Here is a 21,186-nt window from a genome sequence, read left to right on the forward strand (position 1 = left end):
CATTCCTGCTCAGATGAGCAGGTCGGGGTCGGATGCTGCGCACCTATGCTGATGCCCATGCCCTCATCGCTCGCGCTGGCCGTGGACTTCGGCGGCACCAAGGTCGAAGCCGCCCTCATCGATCCCGACGCCCGCGTCGTGGAGGGCAGCCGGCACCGCCGGCCCACGGGCCCGACGGCCGACTCCCCCGCCCTGCAGCGCTCGGTCGTCGACGTGGTGACCGCCGCCCTGGCGGCCCTGCCCGACGGCGACGAGGTCGTCGGCGTCGGCATCGGCTCGGCCGGCCCGATCGACACCGTGCACGACGCCGTGTCGCCGCTGAACGTGCCCGCCTGGCGGGGACATCCGCTCGTCGCCGACGTCCGGGCCCTCGTGCCCGGCGTGCCCGTGGTGCTCGCCATCGACGGGCTCTGCATCGCCGTGGCCGAGCACTGGGTCGGCGCGGGCCGGGGCGCCGGAAACCTGCTCGGGATGGTCGTGTCGACCGGCGTCGGCGGCGGCGTCCTGGTCGGCGGCCGCGCCCTGCCGAGCCCGACCGGCAACGCCGGCCACATCGGCCACATCGGCGTGGCCGGGTTCGACGACCGCTGCGCGTGCGGCGGTACCGGATGCCTCGAAGCCGTCGCCAGCGGCCCCCGCACCGTCGCCTGGGCCCGCACGCAGGGCTTCACCGGCGCCACCGGCGAGGACCTCGCCGCCGCCCACGCCGCGGGCGACCCGATCGCCCTGGCCGCCGTGGAACGCGCCGGCACGGCGATCGGCCGGGCGGTCGCCTCCGCCGCGAACCTGCTCGACCTCGACCTCGCCGCGATCGGCGGCGGCTTCTCGCGCGTCTCCCCCGCCCTGCTCGACCACGCCCGCGCCGCCGTCGCCGAGCACACCGTGTTCGCCTTCGCCAATCGGGTCCGTATCGTCCCCTCCGGACTCGGCGACGAGGGCCCCCTCATCGGCGCCGCCGCACTCATCCACCGCCCCGAGCACTTCGCCTGACGCCGCGGGCGATCCGGCCCGCACCCGGAGATCAGCCGGCCGGCGCCCCGCGCTCGTCCTCGACGAAGCGCGGCCGCGCGACGACCACGCCCGCGACGGTCGCCGGCAGCGCCGTCGCCAGCAGGAGCACGAGCGGCAGGGTCCACGACCCGGTGGCGTCGCGCACGAGCCCGATCGCGATCGGCCCGAGCGCCGCGACGAGGTAGCCGCCCGACTGCACGAAGCCGCTCAACGCGACCGCCGCGGCGTGCGTCCGGGTGCGCAGGTTGATGAGCACCATCGCCAGCGGGAACAGCAGCGGCCCGAGCCCCACGATCGCGATCCACAGCGCCGTCGCCGTGGCCGGTACGAGGAGCAGCCCGAGGTACCCGATGACGAACGCGGCGATGCCCACGCCGACGAGCAGTCGCACCCTGCCCGTGCGCGCCGCGATCACCGGGATCGCGAGCGCCGCCGGCAGGCCCATCGCCGCGTACAGCGACAGCAGCGCGCCGCCCGTCGCCGGATCGGCGCCCGTCAGGTCGTGGACGATCCTCGGCAGCCAGGCGAACATCGTGTACGCGTTCACCGACGACACGGCGAAGATCGTCGCCAGTGCCCAGGCGAGCGGCGACCGCACCAGGTGACGCAGCTGCGCCGGGTCGGCCTCCTCCGGCAGCGACGCCCCGGCCCGCGCGCTCGGGTGCACGAGCAGCGCGACCCAGGGCACGAGCGCGGACAAGGCGAACACGGCCCAGAGCCCGATCGAGATGCGCCAGTCGGCGACCGACACGACGGGAGCCGCGATCAGCGGGGGCACGAAGGTGGACACCGACATGGCGCTGACGTACACCGTCGTCATGAGCCCCACGCGATCGGGGAAGTACCGCTTGACGAGGGGCGGGAGCAGCACGTTGCCGACGCCGATCGCCGCGAAGGTCAGTGCGCTCGCCGCGAGCAGCCACGCCGCGTCGCCAGCGAGGGCGCGACCGAGGAGCCCGAGTACGAGGCCGCCCAGGGCGATCACGAGCGTCCGCTCGAGGCCCAGCCCCTTCGCGAACACCGGGGTCGCGATGCCGAACACGGCGAAGCACAGGGGCGGGAGCATCCCGAGCACGCCGACCTGCACGGGATTCAACGCGATGTCGGCCTCGACCTCGTGCAACACGGGCGACAGCGACGCGACCGCGGTCCGCAGGTTGAACGCGACGAGCAGGATGCCCGCGAAGGCGAGGGTGCGCCCGGCGAGCAGCGGAAGGCGGCCCTCGCCCGGCGCGTCCGTCAAGAGAGCAGGCCCCGCGCCACCCGCACGTCGTCGTCGATGCCCTCGATGAGCGCCTCGATGCTGTCGAAGGCCACCATGCCGCGGATGCGCTCGACGAACTCGACGTCGACGAGGTGGTCGTAGAGGTCGAGGTCGCGGTCGAGCACGTAGGCCTCGACCTGCTTGCGGGGCACGCCCTCGAAGGTCGGGTTGTTGCCGACCGAGATCGCCGCGGGGTACCGCACGCCGCCGTCGGTCAACCAGCCCGCGTACACGCCGTCGGCCGGGATGAGGCCCTCGGACTCGGGCGACAGGTTGGCCGTCGGGTAGCCGAGCTCGCGCCCGCGCGCCGCGCCGTGCACGACGATGCCCGACACCGTCGGCGTGTGGCCGAGCAGCTCCGTCGCATACCGCACGTCGCCCTCGGCGAGGAGCTCGCGCACCCACGTCGACGACACGCGCCGTTCGTCCTCCGGCCGGACGTCGTCGATGACGACCACGTCGAACCCGTGCTGCGCGCCGAGTCGCTCGAGCAGCGCCACGTCGCCGGCGCCGCGGGCGCCGTAGCGGAAGTCGGATCCGACGAACACGACCTTCGCGTGCAGCGCCTGCACGAGCACGCGTTCGACGAACTCCTCCGCAGGCACCGACGCGAGTTGCCGGTCGAACGGCAGCAGCACGGTCGCGTCGACCCCGGTGGTCGCGAGCAGCGCGAGCTTCTGGCGCACGCTCACGAGCGCGTCCGGGCAGTGGTCGGGTGCGAGCAGTGCGAGCGGGTTGCGGTCGAAGGTGACGATCGCGCTCGACAGGCCCCGCTCGGCGGCGATCTCGCGGAGGCGACCGATCACCGCCCGGTGGCCGACGTGCACGCCGTCGAACTTGCCGATCGTGACCGCCGAGGGGCCGAAGCCGGCCGGGACGGCGTCGAGGCCCTTGAACGTCCTCACTCGTCGTCCCCGGCGGGATGCTTCACGAGCCACCACATGCCGAGGAACGGCAGGACCAGCGGGATGAGCAGGTACCCGGCGCCGAAGAGGGTCCACACCGTCGACGTGCGGCCGAACGGGTTCCCGGTGCCGGCACCGAGCAGGTCGGACGCGAGCCAGGTGATCGTGCCGACGACGAGCACGCCGACGGCCTCGAACCCGATCGTGATCCACGCGACGCGGTACCAGGCACGGCCCGGCATCACGAGGGCGATCGTCGCGACGATGTACACGATCGCCGACAGCCCGGAGAGGGTGAACGCGACGGGCGCCTCGTCGAAGCGCTCGATGATCTGCACCGCCGTGCGACCGGTCGCGGCGAGGGCCAGGATGCCGTAGACGACCACGAGCACGCGGCCGACGCCGCTCATGCGGCGCACGCGGGCGGGCGCCTCGGCGGCTGGGGTGGGAGCGGATGCAGACATGACGTTCGATTCTCTCAGAAGCCCGGTCACGCGACCTGCACCGTCCAGATCTGGAACATGCGGTACACCATGACCGCGACGGCGAGTGCGGCGACGCCGAGGATCACCGTCGACCACCTGGTGCGCTCGAGGAGCGCCCAGAAGCCGGCCGCGGGCGGCAGGAGCGCCGCCGACACGAGGTAGATCCAGAACTCGAGCGCGCTGCCGCTCGGCTGGTTGCCGGCCAGCGGCGCCACCGCGGCGACCACGACCTGCCCGATGAGGAGGAGCTCGACGAGCGCCAACGAGCCGAGGCTGAGGTCGCTCGGCACCCGGCCGACGAGTCCGAGCCCGAGGCAGAGCAGGCCGGCGAGGGTGGCGACGCCGACCTGCAGCCACGCGTACCACTCGATCACGCGTCGACCTCCTGCGGGAACCCGGTGACGACCTTCAGGGTCGTGCCCCGCAGCTCCACGATCGCGATGAGCCGGTCGTCGCCGGCGACGGCCGCCGCGACGCCCGCGAACGGCTCCGCACCGGCCGGCAGCGCGACGCGCTTGCCGTGCCCGATGTCGCGGGCCTCGTCGTCGGTGACGGCGATCACGGGCAGCGCGAGCGCCGCCGCCGCCGCAGGGGCGAGCAGGGCGGAGGCCACGTCGAGGGCGTCGAGGGTCGAGGCATCCGCGACGTCGAACCGGCCGACGCGCGTGCGACGCAGCGCGGTCAGGTGGCCGCCGACGCCCAGCGCGGCGCCGAGGTCGCGCGCGAGCGCGCGGATGTACGTGCCGGAGCTGCACTCGACGCGCACGTCGAGGTCGATCGACGCCGCCTCGCGCCGCATCCCGAGCACGTCGAACGCGGCGACCGTCACCCGACGCGACGCGAGTTCGACGGCCTCGCCCTCGCGCACGCGGTCGTACGCCCGGCGGCCGTCGACCTTGATCGCGCTCACCGAGCTCGGCACCTGGTCGATCTCGCCGGTGAGCGCCGCGATGCCGTCGGCGATCGCCGCGTCGGCGACCGCCGCGACCACCGCCGGATCGGCGGCCGGGAACGGCTCGCCCTCGGCGTCGTCGGTGCTCGTGCCCCAGCCGAGGCGGATCGTGGCCAGGTACTCCTTGTCGAGCCCGACGAGGTGGTGCAGCAGCCGGGTCGCGCCGTTCACGCCGATCACGAGCAGGCCGGTGGCCATCGGGTCGAGGGTGCCGGCATGCCCGACCTTGCGGGTGCCGGCGAGCCGCCTCGTGCGGGCGACGACGTCGTGGCTGGTCATCCCCTCCGGCTTGTCGACGAGGAGGATGCCGCTGTTCACGCCGTACAGCCTACCGGCCGGCGGAACCTACGCTGGGGGGATGCGGATCGGGATCATCGGCGCCGGCGCCCTCGGCGGAACCTTCGCGGCGCTCCTCCAGCGGGCCGGGCACGACGTCGAGGTGACGGCGCGCGGCGGCGGACTCGAGGCGATCCGCGAGGGCGGCATCCGGCTGAGCGGCGGCTACGGCGACGTGCAGGCGCGGGTCGAGGCATCCGAGCGGCTCACGCAGCGACCCGACCTCGTGCTCGTGTGCACCAAGGCGCAGGATGCCTCCGCCGCGATCGGCGACCATGCCGACCTCATCGACGGCGTGCCCGTCGTGGTCGTGCAGAACGGGCTCGAGGGCGTCGAGACCGCCGCCCGCATCCTGCCCCGCTCCTCGTGCATGGGCGTGCTGTCGATCATCGCCGCCAACTACACCGAGCCCGGGGTCGTGCGCGTCACGACGACCGCGGCGAGCTACCTCGGCCGCGGCGACGGCGAGCCCGACGACGAGTGCCGCCGCACGGCGGCGATCCTGAGCGAGGCCGTGCCGGTCGTCGCCGTCGCGAACTTCCGCGGAGCGCAGTGGACGAAGCTCGTGGTGAACATGGTGAATGCCGTGCCGGCGATCGTCGGCCGTCCGGTCCAGGACGTCATCGCCGACCGGCGGCTCCGCCGCGTGGTCACCGCGTCGATGCGCGAGACCGTGCGCACCGGCATCGCCCGCGGCATCCGCTTCGGGTCCCTGCAGGGCCTCGCGAACGGCCGGCTGCGCTGGTTCGCCCGCCTGCCGCTGTCGATCGGGCAGGTGCTGCCGCGGCTCATGGGGCTGCGCATGGGGCGGGTGCCGAACCTCGGCTCGACGCAGCAGAGCGTGCGGCGCGGGCAGCCGACGGAGGTCGACTTCCTGAACGGCGCAGTCGTGCGCGAGGCGGCGGCCGCCGGGCTGGATGCCCCGGTGAACGCCGCGCTCGTGGCCCTCGTGCACGAGGTGGAGCGGACCGGGGCGCACCTGCCCGAGGCGCGCGTGCTCGCGGTGCTCGACCGGCGCTGACGGCGAACGCCGAAGGGGCGCGGCCCGGCTCGCCGCCGGGCTCGTGCCCCCGGATTCGGCCGAGGGGGCCCGGCTCACGGCCGGGCCCCCTCGGTCAGGGACGTCGCGTCGGTCAGGCCGCCGCGTCCTCACCCGTCTTCTTGTTCCGGCGGATCCGGACGACGACCAGCAGCGCGATGCCCGCGACCACGATCACGCCCGCGATGATCGCGAACACGCCGCCGGCGAAGCCGGTGGAGGCGAGGCCGGTGCCACCGCCGGCGGCGGTCGCGTTGCCGTCGCCGCCCTGCGGCGGGCCGGTGAGGCAGTTCGGCGTGGCCGGCGGGTAGGTGAGCTCGACGGCGAGTTCGGGGTTCACCTCGAAGGTCGCGGTCGTGATGTCGCGCGTCCAGGCGAAGTTGCCGTCCGTCTCGACCCACGTGCCGTCGGCGAGCTGCTCCCAGCCCGGCCAGCCGGTGGGGTTGCCGTCCTCGTCGACCGAGGCGCCGGGCCAGAGGGTCTCACCCTCCAGCACGCCGTCGTCGCCGAGCTCGCCGAGCTCGATCGTCTCGGTGTTGGCTCCGCCGTCGGTCAGGATCAGGTAGACCGTCCGCGACGTGCTGAGCGCGTCGGGGTCGAACAGCGCCACCCGGTACGTGATCCACGGCACGTCCGCGCGGCATTCGCCGGTCGCGACCGACCCGTCGAGGGTCGGGGTCGCGCAGTCGCCGTCGCGCACCGAGAAGGTCCACTTCGTCTGCGGCTCGCCCGTGAAGGCCCAGTCCTTCTTGGGCGTCGCGGTCACCGTGATGGTGTCGCCCTCGCGGACCGACTCCCAGTCGACCTGGTCGGTGTCGGCGGGGACGAAGAGCTCGTCGTCCTCGGCGGCGCACGAGTCGGTGAAGGTCGGCGAACCGGTCAGCGTGGTCGGGCACGGCGACTCGTCGAGGGCGAAGCGCCACGACGCGGTCGCGCCCTCCTTGAACGTCGAGCCGGGCCGCGCGGTGGCGGTGACCGTGATCACGCCGTTCTCCTCGGACGCCTCCCAGTCGATGGTCTCGGTGTCGTCCGGCACCGTCAGCTGCTCGTTGCCGGCACCGCAGGTGTCGTGGAACGTGGGCTCACCTTCGACCTCGATCTGGCACGGCTCGTCGATCAGGACGAACTCCCACTTGGTCTGGGGTTCGCCGATGAAGGCGTAGCCCGGCTGCGGGGTGGCGGTCACGGTGATGACGCCGTTCGACTCGCCCTGCTCCCAGTCGACCGAGTCGGTGTCGTCCGGCACGGTGAGCTGCTCGTTGTCGGCCTTGCAGGTGTCGGAGAACGTCGGGGCGCCCACGAGGGCGACGCGGCAGGGGCCGTCGTCGACCGGGAAGGTCCAGGTGGTCTTCGCATCCGCCGGGAAGGCGTTGCCCGTGGTCGGCTTCGCCGTCACGGTCCACACGCCGCCGTCCTTCGACTTCGACCAGAGCGTGGTCGCGGTGTCGGCCGGCAGGGTCACCACGTCGTCGCCGACGTGGCAGGTGTCGGCGTAGGTCGGCACGCCGACGACCGGCACGACGCAGTTCGCGTCCTCGACCGTGAAGGTCCAGCTGGTCTTGGCGTCCGCCGGGAAGGTGTGGCCCGGCTGCGGCTTCGCCGTCACGGTGATGACCGAGCCCGAGCGCGTCTGCTCCCAGTCGATCGTGGCCGTGTCGGCCGGGACCGTCAGCTGCTCGTTGGCGGGGCCGCAGCGGTCGCTGAACGTGGGTGCGCCCTCGACCGGCACCTGCACCGGCGGCTTCGCGCAGTCCTCGTACTGGAGGAGCGACTGGTCGCCCTGGGCGGCGACGGTCTCCTTCCAGACCGGCCAGAGCTTCCAGTAGGAGAAGCCGGTGGAGATGTCCTTGGCGTGCCCCTCGTGCTTCGCCGCGAGGAACCCGGTGATCGTCAGGTACTGGCGGTCGTACAGCCCAGTGCCCTGGTCCCAGTGGCAGACGCTGACGACGTCCTCGCCCACGCAGGAGATGTTGCCCTCCCAGTGGTAGTTCGTGCCGCCGACCTGCACCCACTTGACGGTCCAGGAGGTCGGGTCCTTCCACAGCGGGTGGTCGGCGAAGAGGAAGGTCTTGGTGCCCGACCAGGTGCCGCCGTTGTTGTGGAAGTTCAGCGTGACGTCGGCGCCGTCGATCGAGAAGCGCACGTTCACGTCGTTCGCCTGGCCAGCGGGCAGGTCCTTCGGGTAGACGACCTCGAGCGCATCGCACGTCGGTGCCGCGTACTGCCAGTTCCAATCGAACGGCTTGGTGCAGTCGGGGTACGCGAGCAGCGACTGGTCGCCCTGCGCCTCGCCCTCGATGACCTTGCCGTCCTTCACGTACCGGTAGGCCGGGAAGATGTCGTACTTGTGGCTGGAGTGCCCGGTCTTGAACGAGTCGACGTCGGTCGTGTTCGAGGTGTACTTGCCCGACGAGGCGTAGTGGCAGTAGGTGATCTTCTGCTCACCGCTGTCGCAGAGCGACTTCTCGACCTTGAGCGAGCCGGTGCCGCTGTCCTTGACGCCGTCCCCCCACTTGAGTTCGATCGTGAGGCTCGCGGTCGTGCCGACGGCCACGCCCTTCTGCACGAACGTCGCGGTCTTGCCGGCGATCGAGGTGCCCTTCGGGACGACCTTCTCGTTCGAGCTCGAGTTCACCGTCGCGGGAGTGTTCTCGGAGTTCTTGACCGTCCACGTGACGTCGGCGGTCGAGGTGGCCACGTCGCACGCGGCGACGGCGGACACGGTCGTGGTGTGCGCCGACGCCGGCGCAGCGGCGCCGAAGACGACGAGGCCCGCGCCGAGCGCGAGCGTGGCGATGGCCGCGAGGGCGCGTCGCATCGGATTGCGGAACGCCCGGCGCGGGCGCGCGGGCGATCGGTCGGCGCGTTGCGCCGAGCCGAATTCACTCATGTGGGGTCTCCAGTGGATCCGGCGGCACCATGAGCCGGACGGAGACCCGTGCAGAGCACGGCGCATCGATGCGCGCTGCGGATGCATCGAGGCGCGAGGTTCCCGAGGGGGGGTGGGGCAGTGGGGGCTCGTGGGGTGCCGAGGGGGGGATGGCAGTGGCACCAGTATGGCGAATCGGGAGGGTCCGGCGCCACTTCGCCACACGGGCCTCCCCCGGACTGGGGTGAGCGGCCCGGGTAGCCGGCGGGGCGGGGCATCCGATCGGATGCCCCCGCCCCGCCGGGATCAGCCGACGAGCCGCGGATGCGCCGGGTCGGCCACGTCGACGACGCGGTCCGCGGTGCGCCGCGGGTCGGCGTGCGCGTACGCGATGAGGTCCGCGGGGTCGGTCGGCTCGCCGGCCACCGCGATGCGGAGGTCCCAGAGGTCGGCGAGGCGCTCACGCAGCACGAACCGCCCGTCGACGATGAGGATGGCGTCCTCGGGTCCCGTCACCCATTTCGGCTCCACCCAGGCGTCGCGCGCGGGATCCCGCACCTTCGTGACGAACGCCGCCGAGCCGCCGAACCGGAACGGCTCCACGAGCGAGCGCCGCAGCGCGGACTCGTCGAAGCCGTACCCGTAGTAGCGCTCCGGCGTGTCGGCCCCGTATTCCGCCTGCGCGGCGCGCGACCGGTGGAAGTCCTCCAAGCGCGCCCGGAAGACGGCGTGGTCGCGCTCGGCGAGCACCGCGGCGAGGTCGTCGCCGAGGGCGCTCTTGCCGCTCAGGAGCGGCCCGTCGATCGCGACGGTCATCCGCCCCCGTCCGCACCGCGCCAGGACCTCCTCGGCGAGCCCGCGCAGGAACGCCACCCGTGGCGTGGTGACCAGTCGCATGGTCCGACTGTACGCGGGCCGACCACGCGCGCCTACGCTGGAGGGATGCCCGCCCCCGCCGCCTCCGCTCCCCCGGACGGGTTCGCGGACGGGATCGTCGACTGGTTCGCGGGCGCGGCGCGCCCACTCCCCTGGCGCGCGGCGGATGTCTCGCCGTGGGCGGTGCTCGTCAGCGAGTTCATGCTGCAGCAGACGCAGGTGTCGCGCGTGGTCCCGAAGTGGGAGGCGTGGATCGCGCGATGGCCGACGCCCGCCGACCTCGCCGCCTCGCCGCCGGCCGAGGCCGTGCGCGCCTGGGACCGGCTCGGCTACCCGCGCCGCGCCCTCTGGCTGCACGAGGCCGCGGTCGAGATCGTGGAGCGGCATGGCGGCCGGGTGCCCCGTGACCTCGACGCGCTGCTCGCGTTGAAGGGCGTCGGCCCGTACACGGCGCGCGCGGTCGCCGCGTTCGCGTTCGGCGACCGGCATCCCGTCGTCGACACCAACACGCGCCGCGTGCTGGCCCGCGCCATCGACGGACGCGCCGCCGCCGGCGCGCCGTCGGCCCCCCGCGACCTCGCTGCCATGGAGCGCGTCCTCCCGATCGAGCGCGCGGCCGCGCACGCGTTCAACGCGGGCGCGATGGAACTCGGCGCGACCGTCTGCACGGCGCGCTCCCCCGCGTGCGACGGATGTCCCGTCGCCACGACCTGCGCCTGGCGAGCGGCGGGCTACCCGGCCGACCCGGCGCCCCGCCGGCGCACGCAGGCCAGGTTCGAGGGATCGGACCGGCAGTTGCGGGGCATGGTCATGCGGGAGCTCCGTGCGGCCCACCGGCCGGTCCCGCGGGACGAGTTCGCCGGCATCCACGCGGATGCCGCGCGCCTCGATCGGGTGCTCGCCTCCCTCGTCGTCGACGGGCTCGCCGAGGCATCCGACGCGGGCTGGACCCTTCCGAACTGAGCCGCACGGCGGCGGGCCGAGGAACCCGCCTGTGGCGACCCCCGCGCCCTGGGACGACGACGGCCCGGCGCACCCCACCGGGTGCGCCGGGCCGTCAGGCGATCGGTGCGGCGGCTCAGCGCGAGCCGCCGGCCTCCGCGTCGTCCGCGAGGTCGGATGCCTCGTCGTCGATCTCGTCCCAGTCATCGTCCGCGTCGAGGTCGCGCGGCTTGACGTACGGGTCGGCGTCGCCGGCGTACTCGGCCGTGGCCGCGAGCGCCGTCGTCTCCTCGTCACGCGTGCGCGCCTCGCGCAGCAGCGACTCGATGTGCTCCGCGTTCTCGGGGATCGCGTCGGCGATGAACTCCAGCGAGGGCGTGATGCGAGCGGTGATGTTCCGCCCCACCTCGGTGCGCAGCATGCCCGTGGCCGCCTTCAGGGCGGCGGCGGAGTCCTTGCGCTCCTCATCGGTCCCGTACACGGTGTAGAACACGCTGGCGTGCTGGAGGTCGCCCGTGACGCGGACGTCGGTGATCGTCACGAACCCGAGGCGCGGGTCGCGGAGGCCCTTGTCGAGGCGTCGCGCGACGATCTCCTTGATGCGATCGGCCAGCTTCCTGGCCCGCTGCGGATCAGCCATGATCTGTAACTCCTTTCGTGGCGAGGTCGCGACGGCTGCGCCGCCGTGACCGCCTCGATGCGAAACGGGGTGACGGGGCCTCCGTCCTCACCCGAGGGAGGAGACGGAGGCCCCGGCCACGACTAGACCCGCGGCTTCTCGCGCATCTCGATCGTCTCGATCTCGTCGCCGACCTGGATGTCGTTGAACTTGCCGAGGCCGATACCGCACTCGAAGTCCGTGCGGACCTCGGTGACGTCGTCCTTGAACCGGCGGAGCGACTCGATCGCCAGGTTGTCGCCGACGACGACGCCCTCGCGGATGACGCGCGCCTTGGCGTTGCGCGTGATCGTCCCCGACCGCACGATGACACCGGCGATGTTGCCGAACTTCGAGGAGCGGAACACCTCGCGGATCTCGGCGACACCCGACTGGACCTCTTCGAACTCGGGCTTGAGCATGCCCTTGAGCGAGTCCTCGATCTCGTCGATCGCGTTGTAGATGACCGAGTAGAAGCGGATGTCCACGCCTTCACGGGCGGCGCGCTCGCGCGCCTTCGTGTCGGGACGGACGTTGAAGCCCACGATGATCGCGTTGTCGATCGTCGCGAGGTTCACGTCGCTCTCGGTGATCGCGCCCACGCCGCGGTGGAGGATGCGCAGCTGCACCGAGTCGTCGACCTCGATCTTGAGGAGCGACTCCTCGAGCGCCTCGACGGCACCCGAGACGTCGCCCTTGATGATGAGGTTGAGCGACTCGACCTTGCCCTCCTCGAGCGCACGGGTGAAGTCCTCGAGCGAGATGCGCTTGCGCGCCTTCGCCAGCTGGGCGTTGCGCTCGGCGGCCTCGCGCTTCTCGGCGATCTGGCGCGCGGTGCGGTCCTCCTCGGTGACGAGGAAGGTGTCACCGGCGCGCGGGACGGTCGAGAGGCCCTGTACCTGGACGGGACGCGACGGCGTCGCGGCGAGCACGGCGTCGCCGTTCTCGTCGGTCATCGCACGGACGCGGCCGTAGGCCGTGCCCGCGACGATCGCGTCGCCGACCTTCAGCGTGCCCGACTGGATGAGCACGGTCGCCACGGCGCCGCGGCCCTTGTCGAGCTTCGCCTCGATCGCGACGCCGCGGGCGTCCTTGTTCGGGTTCGCACGCAGGTCGAGGCCGGCGTCGGCGGTCAGGAGGACCGCGTCGAGCAGCTCCTGGATGCCGATGTTGTTGCGCGCCGACACGTCGACGAACATGACGTCGCCGCCGTACTCCTCGGCCACGAGGCCGAACTCGGTGAGCTGCTGGCGCACCTTCGCCGGGTTCGCGTCCTCCTTGTCGATCTTGTTGACGGCGACCACGATCGGCACGTCGGCCGACTGGGCGTGGTTCAGCGCCTCGATCGTCTGGGGCATGATGCCGTCGTCGGCCGCGACCACGAGGATCGCGATGTCGGTCACCTGCGCACCGCGGGCACGCATGGCGGTGAACGCCTCGTGACCCGGGGTGTCGATGAAGGTGATCGCACGCTCGACGCCCTCGTGCTCGGTGTGCACCTGGTACGCACCGATGTGCTGCGTGATGCCGCCCGCCTCGCCGGCGACGACGTTGGCGTTGCGGATCGCGTCGAGCAGTCGCGTCTTACCGTGGTCGACGTGGCCCATGACGGTCACGACCGGCGGACGCTGCTCGAGCACGTCGTCGCCCTCGTCCTCCAGCTCGGCGTCGAGGTCGATGTCGAAGCCCTCGAGGAGCTCCTTGTCCTCGTCCTCGGGCGAGACGACCTGGATCTTGTAGCCGAGCTCGGCGCCGAGCACCTCGAAGGTGGCCTCGTCGAGCGACTCCGTGGCGGTCGCCATCTCACCGAGGTGGAACAGCACCGTCACGAGCGAACCGGGGTTCGCGTCGATCTTGTCGGCGAAGTCGGAGATCGAGGAGCCGCGACGCAGGCGGATGACGGTGTTGCCGTCGCCGCGCGGGACGCTCACGCCGCCGAGCGACGGGGCCTCCCGCATCTCGAATTCAGCCCGCTTCGTCCGCTTCGACTTGCGCGACTTGCTCTTGCCGCCGCCACGACCGAACGCACCGGCCGTGCCGCCGCCGGGGCCGCGACCGCGACCGCCGCCACCGCCCGCGGGGCGGGGGGCGAAGCTGCCGGGACCGCCCGGAGCGCCGCCGGGCGCACCGGGACGCTGGAAGCCGCCGGGACGGGCACCGCCCGCACCGGGACCGCCGGGACGCTGGAAGCCGCCGCCGGGACGGGGGCCGCCGGGACGACCGGCGCCGGCCGGACGCGGGGCGCCGGGGCGCGGCGAACCGGGGCGCGGAGCCTGCGGACGCGGGATGTTGCCGGGCGACGGGCGCTGGCCCATGCCCTGCGAGCTCGCGAACGGGTTGTTCCCGGGACGCGGGGTCGCGGGCTTCTGACCCATGCCCTGCGAGCTCGAGAACGGGTTGTTGCCGGGGCGCGGCGCGCCGGGCTTCGGCGCGCCGGGGCGCGGTGCGCCGCCCGGCTTCGTCGGGGCGGGGCCAGCGACGTCCGACGGCGCTGCGGGCGCAGCACCGGACGGGGCCGCGGCGGCCTGCTCGGACGCGGCCTTCTCGGCAGCCGCCTTCTCGGCGGCGGCCTTCTCGGCCTGGGCCTGGCGCTCGGCGACCGTCATCGGTGCGTCGGCCGCGGGTGCCGGTGCGGCGGGAGCCGCCTCCTGCGCCGGCGGGCGCGGGCCGGGCTTGGGTGCGCCGGGGCGGGCGCCGGGACGTGCACCGCCTGCCGGCTTCGCTGCTGCGGGCGCCGCGGCGGATGCCGGGGCCGAGTTCGCCGCGCCGGCGGCTTCGAGCGCCGCCTTCAGCTTGCGGGCGACGGGGGGCTCGATCGACGACGACGGGCCCTTGACGTATTCGCCCATCTCCTTGAGCTTCTCAAGGGCGACCTTGCTGTCGACTCCGAGCTCGGAGGCGATCTCGTGTACGCGTGGTTTGGCAGCCACTTCTCTCCTGTTCCGGGCCTGCACCCGGACAGGGGCAGACCGATATCAGTGGACGGGTCTCATTTCGAGCCGCTCATTACTGGTCCATTAGCCGTTCAGCCTGTTCTCTACATCGCTGGTGTCCAGCTCGCCCTGCACGCGCAGCGCGCGCCCGAAGGCGCGCCGCCTGGCGGCGAGTCGGAAGCACTCGAGCGTCGGATGCAGCCACGCACCCCGGCCCGGACGCACTGCCGCCGCATCTGCGACGACTCGGGAATCCTGGAAGACGACCCTCAGAAGCGAGGATCGCGGGGCGCGCGAACGGCAGCCGATGCACGTTCTGACGGGTTCCATCCTACACCTCCGCGCACCGCGGCCCTGCCGCGGTGCGCTCCGCGTCACGACCGGTCGAGCACCGAATCGGGCTGGATGTCGATCTTCGCGCCGGTGAGCTTCGCGGCCAGGCGGGCGTTCTGCCCCTCCTTGCCGATCGCGAGCGAGAGCTGGTAGTCGGGCACGAGCGCGCGCACGGCCTTCAGCGACTCGTCGACCACGAACGCCTTCGTCACCTTCGCGGGCGACAGGGCGGAGGCCACGAACGTCGCCAGGTCCTCCGACCAGTCGACGATGTCGATCTTCTCGCCGGCGAGTTCGGCGGTCACCGCGCGGACGCGCTGGCCCAGTTCGCCGATGCACGCGCCCTTCGCGTTCACGCCCGGCTGGTTCGCGCGGACCGCGATCTTCGTGCGGTGGCCGGCCTCGCGGGCGAGCGACACGATCTCGACGACGCCCGACGCGATCTCGGGCACCTCGAGGGCGAACAGCTTGCGGACGAGCGCGGGGTGGGTGCGCGAGACCGTGATCTGCGGGCCCTTGACGCCCTTCGCGACGCTCGTCACGTACACGCGGATGCGCTGGCCGTGCGGGTACTCCTCGCCCGGCACCTGCTCCTCCGGCGGGAGGATCGCCTCGACGGTGCCGAGGTCGATGTGGATCATCCGCGGGTTCGGGCCCTGCTGGATCACGCCGGCGACGATGTCGCCCTCGCGACCGCGGAACTCGCCGAGCACCGCGTCGTCGGCCAGGTCGCGCAGGCGCTGGTTGATGACCTGCTTCGCGGCGAACGCCGCGATCCGGCCGAAGTCGTTCGGCGAGGCCTCGGCCTCGCCGATGATGTTGCCCTCCTCGTCGAGCTCGGGCACGTAGATCGACACGTGCCCGGTCTGGCGGTCGAGGTGCGCCCTCGCGTTGTCGGGATTCGCATGCCCGTGCTGCGACGGATTGATGTGCTTCAAGTAGGCCATCAGGATCGCCTGCTCGATGATCTGCACCAGTTCGTCGAACGGGATCTCCTTCTCGCGCTCCATCATGCGGAGCACGCTGAGGTCGATATCCATTGCCGGCCTCCTCTATTCAGCTCTCATCGCCGCATCCCCTCGCTGCGGACCTCACTACGTTACCGGATCAGGCGACCCGAGTCATCCCGGCGCTACGCCGGGAGGGCCGCGACGACCTCGCCGATCGCGACCGGGGTGCGCTCGCCCGTGCGGCGGTCCCAGACCTCGACGACGCCGTCGGCGACGCCGCGGCCCGCGATGACGATCCGGGGCACGCCGAGGAGCTCCGCGTCGGCGAACTTCACGCCGGGCGAGAGCTTCGGGCGGTCGTCGTAGAGCACGTCGTACCCGGCGGCCTCGAGGTCGGCGACGACCTGCTCGGCGGCCTCGAACGCCGCCTGGTCCTTGCCGGTGGCGAGCACGTGCACGTCGAACGGCGCGATGGCGGCGGGCCACACGAGCCCCTTGTCGTCGTTGTTCAGCTCGGCGAGGATCGCGAGGATGCGGGTCACCCCGATGCCGTAGGAGCCCATCGTGACCGTCACGAGCTTGCCGTTCTCGTCGAGCACCTTGAGCCCGAGCGTCTCGGCGAAGAAGCGGCCGAGCTGGAAGACGTGGCCGATCTCCATCCCGCGGGCGAGCTCGACCGGGCCGGAGCCGTCGGGCGCCGGGTCGCCGGCGCGCACGTTCGCGACCTCGACGACGCCGTCGCCGGCGAAGTCGCGGCCCGCGACCAGGGAGTGCACGTGCTTCTGGTCGATGTTGGCGCCCGTGATCCACGCGGTGCCGTCGACGACGCGCGGGTCGAGGAGGTAGCGGATGCCGGTGGCCGACTCCTCGCCGAGGATCGCGCCGGTCTCGGACCACGGTCCGATGTAGCCCTTCACGAGGAGCGGGTGGCGCTCGAAGTCCTCGGGCGTCGCCGCCTCGACCTCGGCGGGGGCGAACGCGACCTCGGCGCGCTTGTCGTCGATCTCGCGGTCGCCCGGGAGACCCACGACCACGAGTTCGCGCGTGCCGTCGAGGTGCGTCAGCGCGAGGACGACGTTCTTGAGGGTGTCGGCGGCGGTGTACTCGCCGTCGAGGTGCGCGTTGGAGTGCGCGACGAGCGTCTCGATCGTCGGCGTGTCCGGGGAGTCGAAGACGACCGGCTCGGGCAGGCCGTCGAACGGGATCGGCTCGGGTACGACGGTCGTGAAGGCCTCGACGTTCGCGGCGTAGCCGCCCGCCGAGCGCACGAAGGTGTCTTCGCCGACCGCGATGGGGTGCAGGAACTCCTCGCTGCGTGCGCCGCCCATGAGCCCGTTGTCGGCCGCGACGATGACGTACTCGAGACCGAGGCGCTGGAAAATGCGCTCGTACGCGTCGCGCTGCGACTGGTACGAGGCATCCTGCCCCTCGTCGGTGTAGTCGAACGAGTAGGCATCCTTCATCGTGAACTCGCGACCGCGCAGGAGGCCGGCGCGGGGGCGGGCCTCGTCGCGGTACTTGTCCTGGATCTGGTAGATCGACAGGGGCAGGTCCTTGTACGACGAGTAGAGGTCCTTCACGAGCAGCGTGAACATCTCCTCGTGCGTCGGCGCGAGCAGGTAGTCGGCGCCGCGGCGGTCCTGCAGGCGGAAGATCCCGTCGCCGTACGAGGTCCAGCGACCGGATGCCTCGTAGGGTTCGCGCGGGAGCAGCGCCGGGAAGTGCACCTCGTACGCGCCGGCGTTCGCCATCTCGTCGCGGATGATCGCCTCGATCTTCGCCTTGACCTTCAGGCCCAGCGGCAGCCAGGTGAAGATGCCGGGTGCGGCGCGGCGGATGTATCCGGCGCGGACGAGCAGCTTGTGGCTCGTGACCTCGGCGTCGGCCGGGTCTTCGCGGAGCGTGCGGAGGAAGAAGGTGGTGAGGCGAGTGGGCACCCGACGATTCTAGGAGGGTCGGATGCTGTGGCTCGCGTTCAGACGCCCTCGACGTCCTCCTCGTCCTGCTCGGCGAAGGTCTCGACCTGGTCGCCGACCCGGTCGACGCCGTCCTCGGCGCCGGCGGTGGAGCCCGAGGCCGTGCCCTCGTCGAGGGTGCCGGTGCCGTCAGGGTACCCGGCCTCGTCGGGGTACTCGAACTCGTCGCGCCCGGTCATCGCTCCCCCGTTCCGGCGGCGCGCTGCCGCCCGCTCGCGCCCACGCTACTCCGCGGGCCGTCGCGGCGACCAGCCCCGGCACCGCGGACCCGACGACCGGGCGCGCGGTGCGGTGCGCGCGGTCAGCGCACCTCGCCGATGCGCTCGTACGCCTCGGCGATCCGCCGGGCGCGCGCCCGGGCGTCGCCCCCGACGAGCCGGTGCACCTCGTTCGCGATCGCCGTGGTCGCGGCGACGAGGCCGGCGACCGAATCGAAGGCGCCCGCGGTCTCGACGGGGCACGGCAGGTAGGCGGCCACCCCTGCGGCGAGGTCGTCCGCGCCGGGTTCGGCGAGCAGCACGACGGGCACGGCGGATGCCCCGAGCTCGACCAGGAGCCCGGGTACGCCGGGCGGGCGCCGACGGGGCGCGATGAGCACCACCGCGTCGCGGTCGTCGCAGCCGACGAGTTCCTCGGCGAGGGCCTGCCCCGGCAGGGGCAGCAGCGAGACATCCGGCCGCAGCTGCGCGAGCTGCCGCCGCAGGTGCATCGCGACCGGCTGGCCCCCGCGGAGGCCGATCACCAGCACGCGACGGGCGCGGGCGAGGAGCGCGGCGACCTCGCCGAGCGTGCCGTCGCCGAGCGCGTCGAGGGCGCGGTCGACCAGTTCGTGCTCGCGGGTGCGCTCGGCGGCGGAGACCCCGCCCGTGCGGGCGCCCGCTTCGCCCGACGGCGCCGGCGACGGATCGACCGGCACGCCGCGGGCGCGCTCCGCGAGGAGCGCGGCACGGCCGTCGCGGAGGTCGTCGAAGCCGAGGCGTCGGACGGCCCGGCTCACCGTGGCCTTCGAGACGCCGACGATCGCCGCGAGCTCGGGCGACGAGCGCACGAGCAGGTCGTCGGGGTGCTCGCGCAGGTGCTCGGCCACGCGGCGCTCCCCCGGGCCCAACCCGTCCCACGCGGCGTCGACGCGGCCGGCCAGGTCGGTCATCGCGACCGCTCCTCGGCGAGGTGCGCCACGGCCTCGGCGAACGCGCGCAGCCCGGCCGCGACATCCGCCTCGGTGACCTGCTCGTCGGGGTGGTGGCTGATGCCGTCGCGGTTGCGGAGGAAGAGCATGCCGACGTCGGTCACGCGTCCGAGCGACATGGCGTCGTGGCCGGCGCGGCTGAACAGGCTGGTCGCCTCCCGCTGGCCGGTGCCCTCGATGCCGGCCCGGACGACGTCCATGAGCAGCGGGTCGCACATCACGGCTCCCGCCGAGTGCACCTCGCGCGCCTCCCAGCGCAGGCCGCGGCGCCCCGCGATCTCGTCGATCGCCGACGAGATCGACGCCCACGCGTCGTCGCGGGTGCCGTCGAACTCGCCGCGCAGGTCGAGGCTGAGCCGGGCCTCGCCGGGAACGATGTTCATCGCGCCCGGGAAGGTCTCGAGGCGGCCGACCGTGCCGACGATGTGGTGCTCGGCCCGGCAGATCCGCTCGACGGCGACGACCGCCTCGCTCGCGCCGAGCAGCGCGTCGTGGCGGGCGTCGTAGGGGGTGCCGCCGGCGTGGCGGGCCTCGCCGTGCACCGTGATCTGGTACCGCCGGGCGCTCGCGATCGACGAGACCACGGCGAGGGCTTCGCCGGCGCGGTCGAGCTGAGGCCCCTGCTCGATGTGCGCCTCGAGGTACCCGGCGAGCTCGCCGGGGCGTCGGGCCGCCTCGCCGACGCGCGAGGGGTCGAGCCCGAACTCGAGGAACGCCTGGCGGAGCGTGGTGCCGTCGGCGTCGGCGAGGTCCCACCAGGTGTCGTCCCACGCGCCGGCGACCGCGGAGCTGCCGAGCAGCGCCTTGCCGAACCGCGTGCCCTCCTCGTCGCTGAACGCCATCACCTCGAGGCCGAACGGGAACGCGGGGATGCGGTGGCGGAGCAGGCGCACGACCTCGATCGCCATGAGCACCCCGGCGATGCCGTCGTAGCGGCCCGCGTCGGGCACGGTGTCGAGGTGCGAGCCGAGCATCAGCACCGGGGCATCCGGATCGCGCCCGTCGATGCGGCCGAGCTGGTTGCCGGCCGCGTCCTGGCGGGTCGCGAGGCCGGCGTCGCGCATCCACTCCGCGGCGATGCGGTTGACGCGGGCGTGCTCGGCCGAGAGGTACACGCGTTCGATGCCGCCGTCCATCGAGGTGATCGCGGCGAGCTCGTCGCACCGGGCCATCACCCGGCGCGCGGAGGCCGCGATCGCCTCGGGGGTGAGCTCGATGAGCGGGATCGGCACGGTCACGCCCCGTACGCGTCGAGCGCCGCGTCGACCCCGCCGCCGGTGGGCACGGCGACGCCGGCGCGCCGGAGCACCTGCTCGAGCGCGGCGAGGGTGGTGAGCACCGCGTCCTTCCTGGCGTTGTAGCCCATCGTGCCGATGCGCCAGACGCGACCGGCGAGCGGCCCGAAGGACGTGCCGATCTCGATGCCGAAGTCGCGGAGGAGCTGCCCGCGCACCGCCTCGCCGTCGAGCCCGGCGGGGATCTCGACCGCGACGACGTTGTGCATCTTGTGCCCCACGTCGCCGAACACCTCAAGGCCGAGCGCCTGCACGCCCGCGAGCATCGCGCCGCCCGCGAGGCGGTGGCGGTCGATGACGGCCTGCCGCCCCTCCTCGAGGATGATCCGGGCGCACTCGCGCGCCGCGTAGAGCATGCTCGTCGCCTCGGTGTGGTGGTTGAGCCGGCGCGGGCCCCAGTAGTCGAGGATCATGCCGAGGTCGAAGTAGTTCGAGCGCACGAAGTCGGCCGACGACTCGTCGCCGGCGTCGCGGATGCCGGCCTCGATCCGCGAGCGCGAGCGGATCACAGCGACGGCCCGGTCGGAGAGCGTGATCGGCGCCGAGCCGCTCGGCCCCGAGAGGCACTTCTGGAGGCCGGCGGTCGCCGCGTCGATGCCCCAGGCGTCGGCCTCGAAGTCGTTGCCGCCGAGGGAGGCGGTCGCGTCGACGTAGAGCAGCGCGCCGTGCTTCGCGCAGATCGCGCCGAGCTCGTCGAGCGGCTGGTTCATCGTGGTCGACGTGTCGCCCTGCACGATCGCGACGAGCGCGGGTCGGACGCGCGCCACGGCCTCCTCGACGGCGGACGGCGTGACGACCTGCCCCCACTCGGCGTCGATCGCGTGCACCTCGGCGCCGGCGCGCTCGGCGATCTCGGCGAGCAGGTGCCCGAACCGCCCGAACCGGGGCACGAGCACCCGCTCCTCCGGCTTCACGAGCGAGACGATCGCGGCCTCGATGCCGGCGCGGGAGGTGCCGTCGACGAGCAGGGTCGCCTCGTTCCGCGTCGACCAGACCTCGCGGTAGAGCGCCATGGTCTCGTTCATGTAGCCGGTCATCGCCGGGTCGTACTGGCCGACGAGCTGCGCCGACATCGCGCGGAGCACCCGCGGGTCGGCGTTGATCGGGCCTGGGCCCATGAGCAGGCGGGCGGGCGGGTCGATGGGCAGCGAGGTCATGGTGCGCGGCTCCCGG

19 protein-coding genes are annotated in these 21,186 nt (G+C 73.0%); 3 read left to right on the forward strand and 16 right to left on the reverse strand.

The annotated features are described in order from the left end of the window. The first annotated feature begins 57 nt into the window (after window positions 1–57). Window positions 58–990, forward strand: coding sequence for an ROK family protein (locus tag ACGGZK_RS15725; protein ID WP_395243562.1), 933 nt, complete (start codon window positions 58–60; stop codon window positions 988–990). A gap of 31 nt (window positions 991–1,021) precedes the next feature. Here ACGGZK_RS15725 and ACGGZK_RS15730 read toward each other — a convergent pair whose 3' ends face one another. Genes ACGGZK_RS15730 through truB form a run of 5 tightly spaced genes read right to left on the reverse strand, consistent with a single transcriptional unit; the run spans window position 1,022 to window position 4,935 of the window. Further along, window positions 1,022–2,254, reverse strand: a complete 1,233-nt coding sequence (locus tag ACGGZK_RS15730; protein ID WP_395243563.1) for an MFS transporter — start codon at window positions 2,252–2,254, stop codon at window positions 1,022–1,024. Continuing rightward, a complete protein-coding gene (locus ACGGZK_RS15735; protein ID WP_395243564.1) occupies window positions 2,251–3,180 on the reverse strand; it encodes a bifunctional riboflavin kinase/FAD synthetase in 930 nt (309 codons plus the stop codon). Before ACGGZK_RS15735 ends, ACGGZK_RS15730 begins: the two co-directional genes overlap by 4 nt. After that, window positions 3,177–3,644, reverse strand: a complete 468-nt coding sequence (locus ACGGZK_RS15740) for a hypothetical protein (protein WP_395243565.1) — start codon at window positions 3,642–3,644, stop codon at window positions 3,177–3,179. The genes ACGGZK_RS15735 and ACGGZK_RS15740 overlap by 4 nt, the downstream gene beginning before the upstream one ends. Window positions 3,645–3,670: 26 nt before the next feature. Continuing rightward, on the reverse strand, window positions 3,671–4,039 hold the full coding sequence (locus ACGGZK_RS15745) for a hypothetical protein (RefSeq protein WP_395243566.1): 369 nt from the start codon (window positions 4,037–4,039) through the stop codon (window positions 3,671–3,673). After that, window positions 4,036–4,935: a tRNA pseudouridine(55) synthase TruB gene (gene truB, locus ACGGZK_RS15750; RefSeq protein ID WP_395243567.1), complete on the reverse strand. Its 900-nt coding sequence runs from the start codon at window positions 4,933–4,935 to the stop codon at window positions 4,036–4,038. Before truB ends, ACGGZK_RS15745 begins: the two co-directional genes overlap by 4 nt. Window positions 4,936–4,975: 40 nt before the next feature. On the opposite strand from truB, the gene ACGGZK_RS15755 reads away from it, so the two are divergent. Beyond that, window positions 4,976–5,974 (forward strand): ketopantoate reductase family protein, encoded by a 999-nt coding sequence (locus tag ACGGZK_RS15755; RefSeq protein ID WP_395243568.1) that lies wholly within the window; start codon window positions 4,976–4,978, stop codon window positions 5,972–5,974. Window positions 5,975–6,086: 112 nt separating this feature from the next. Here the strand turns inward: ACGGZK_RS15755 and ACGGZK_RS15760 are convergent, their stop codons facing one another. Continuing rightward, window positions 6,087–8,810: a hypothetical protein gene (locus ACGGZK_RS15760; RefSeq protein ID WP_395243569.1), complete on the reverse strand. Its 2,724-nt coding sequence runs from the start codon at window positions 8,808–8,810 to the stop codon at window positions 6,087–6,089. A 357-nt stretch (window positions 8,811–9,167) separates the two neighbouring features. Further along, complete coding sequence (locus ACGGZK_RS15765; RefSeq protein WP_395243570.1) at window positions 9,168–9,758, reverse strand: hypothetical protein; 591 nt, start codon at window positions 9,756–9,758, stop codon at window positions 9,168–9,170. A 45-nt stretch (window positions 9,759–9,803) separates the two neighbouring features. Here ACGGZK_RS15765 and ACGGZK_RS15770 point away from each other — a divergent pair, with 45 nt between their 5' ends. Beyond that, complete coding sequence (locus ACGGZK_RS15770; protein ID WP_395243571.1) at window positions 9,804–10,700, forward strand: A/G-specific adenine glycosylase; 897 nt, start codon at window positions 9,804–9,806, stop codon at window positions 10,698–10,700. Window positions 10,701–10,815: 115 nt separating this feature from the next. Here the strand turns inward: ACGGZK_RS15770 and rbfA are convergent, their stop codons facing one another. The 9 genes from rbfA to ACGGZK_RS15815 form a co-directional block, all read right to left on the reverse strand. Further along, entirely contained in the window at window positions 10,816–11,319 is a 504-nt protein-coding gene (gene rbfA / locus ACGGZK_RS15775; protein ID WP_395243572.1) for a 30S ribosome-binding factor RbfA, read from the reverse strand. A 122-nt stretch (window positions 11,320–11,441) separates the two neighbouring features. After that, the gene (gene infB / locus ACGGZK_RS15780; RefSeq protein WP_395243573.1) at window positions 11,442–14,267 is read right to left on the reverse strand and encodes a translation initiation factor IF-2; all 2,826 of its coding nucleotides are present in this window, start codon (window positions 14,265–14,267) and stop codon (window positions 11,442–11,444) included. Between the two features lie 87 nt (window positions 14,268–14,354). Next, window positions 14,355–14,600: a YlxR family protein gene (locus ACGGZK_RS15785; RefSeq protein WP_395243574.1), complete on the reverse strand. Its 246-nt coding sequence runs from the start codon at window positions 14,598–14,600 to the stop codon at window positions 14,355–14,357. A 44-nt stretch (window positions 14,601–14,644) separates the two neighbouring features. Beyond that, window positions 14,645–15,643, reverse strand: coding sequence for a transcription termination factor NusA (nusA, locus tag ACGGZK_RS15790; protein WP_395243575.1), 999 nt, complete (start codon window positions 15,641–15,643; stop codon window positions 14,645–14,647). A 92-nt stretch (window positions 15,644–15,735) separates the two neighbouring features. After that, window positions 15,736–17,490, reverse strand: a complete 1,755-nt coding sequence (locus ACGGZK_RS15795) for a proline--tRNA ligase (RefSeq protein WP_395243576.1) — start codon at window positions 17,488–17,490, stop codon at window positions 15,736–15,738. 38 nt (window positions 17,491–17,528) lie between these two features. After that, complete coding sequence (locus ACGGZK_RS15800) at window positions 17,529–17,708, reverse strand: hypothetical protein (protein WP_395243577.1); 180 nt, start codon at window positions 17,706–17,708, stop codon at window positions 17,529–17,531. 122 nt (window positions 17,709–17,830) lie between these two features. Further along, on the reverse strand, window positions 17,831–18,679 hold the full coding sequence (locus ACGGZK_RS15805; protein ID WP_395243578.1) for a MurR/RpiR family transcriptional regulator: 849 nt from the start codon (window positions 18,677–18,679) through the stop codon (window positions 17,831–17,833). Next, window positions 18,676–19,956, reverse strand: a complete 1,281-nt coding sequence (locus ACGGZK_RS15810; RefSeq protein ID WP_395243579.1) for an allantoate amidohydrolase — start codon at window positions 19,954–19,956, stop codon at window positions 18,676–18,678. The genes ACGGZK_RS15805 and ACGGZK_RS15810 overlap by 4 nt, the downstream gene beginning before the upstream one ends. Continuing rightward, complete coding sequence (locus ACGGZK_RS15815; RefSeq protein WP_395243580.1) at window positions 19,953–21,170, reverse strand: pyridoxal-phosphate-dependent aminotransferase family protein; 1,218 nt, start codon at window positions 21,168–21,170, stop codon at window positions 19,953–19,955. Before ACGGZK_RS15815 ends, ACGGZK_RS15810 begins: the two co-directional genes overlap by 4 nt. Between the last annotated feature and the right edge of the window lie 16 nt (window positions 21,171–21,186).

It is taken from the genome of Agromyces sp. MMS24-K17 (assembly GCF_043950245.1).
Taxonomy (GTDB): Bacteria; Actinomycetota; Actinomycetes; order Actinomycetales; family Microbacteriaceae; genus Agromyces.